The following is a 1,087-nucleotide window of genomic DNA, read 5'->3' as shown; positions in this document are numbered from 1 at the left end:
ACAGGTCGGGGTAGCTCGTGAGCATGGTCAGCAGTTCACGCTCCCCCGCCAAGGACTTGCGTTCAAGATCGGTAAGAACCATCGGCGCCGCCGTAGCCGGTGCGTCCGAACCATCAGGCACAGGAACAGAGCCCATACCATCAGGCACATCGATCGGCGGCAGGTCGTCGACAACCTCCACGGGCGCGGCATCGTAGGCATCGAGCGGGACGTAGTCGTACGGCTCTTCTTCGACCGGCGCGGACACCGGCGGCGTCGCGCCCGATGCCCAAGCACCGCGACCGGCATCGCGAGAACCCGACGCCCGACCGCCCGCGCTACCGGACCGCTCAGCCTGTGCCCGCTGGCGCTCATAGTTCTGCTCACGACGTCGTTCCGCATCCTCGCGCTTGGCGACATCGCGAAACACACGGCCCGAGCTCGCGCGCACGGTCTCCAGATCCAAACCCAGCAGGTCGGCAATCTGGATAAAGTACGTGTCGATCATATAGCTATCGCGCAGCGGATAGATGAGCGTCAGCGCATCCTCGAGCGCCTTGGCGCGACCGCCCGGCGTGGTGATGTCGCTCGACTCCTGCAGCGAACGGTAGACAAAGTCCATGAGCGGCTCGGCCGCGTCGATGCGCGCCTGCAGCTCCTGGCCGCCGTGCGCCGTAATAAACTCCATAGGGTCGTTGCCGTCGGGCAGTACCACGCAGCGCAGGTCCATCGAATCCTGCTCGATAAACTGAATCGCGCGGCGGGCGGCCTTCTGGCCCGCGGCATCGCCATCGAACATATACACGATGCGCTTGGCAAAGCGGGTGAGCGTCTTTACATGATGCTCCGTGAGCGCGGTGCCCAGCGTGGCGACAACGTTTTTAATCCCCGCCTCCCAGCAGGCGATGCAATCGGTATAGCCCTCCACCACGATGGCGGTTTCCTGCGCGACGATAAACTCCTTGGCCCAATTAAAACCGTAGAGGTTTCGCTTTTTATGAAACACGCTCGTCTCGGCGGTGTTGAGGTACTTAGGCTGGCCGTCGCCCATAATGCGACCGCCAAAGGCAATGTTGTGACCCTGCTCGTCAAAGATGGGGAACATCAC

1 protein-coding gene is annotated in these 1,087 nt (G+C 62.5%); it reads right to left on the bottom strand.

Features of this window, described 5'->3' with window-relative positions; genetic code table 11:
* Nucleotides 1–1,087, bottom strand: a 1,087-nt coding sequence (locus ABHR76_RS10060; protein WP_346977659.1) for a DNA primase, incomplete at both ends; no start/stop codon positions are given.

This window comes from Collinsella aerofaciens (assembly GCF_039752985.1).
Taxonomy (GTDB): domain Bacteria; phylum Actinomycetota; class Coriobacteriia; order Coriobacteriales; family Coriobacteriaceae; genus Collinsella; species Collinsella aerofaciens_BT.
Note: the sequence above shows the minus strand (reverse complement) of the source record. Positions and strands in the feature narration are given on the sequence as shown.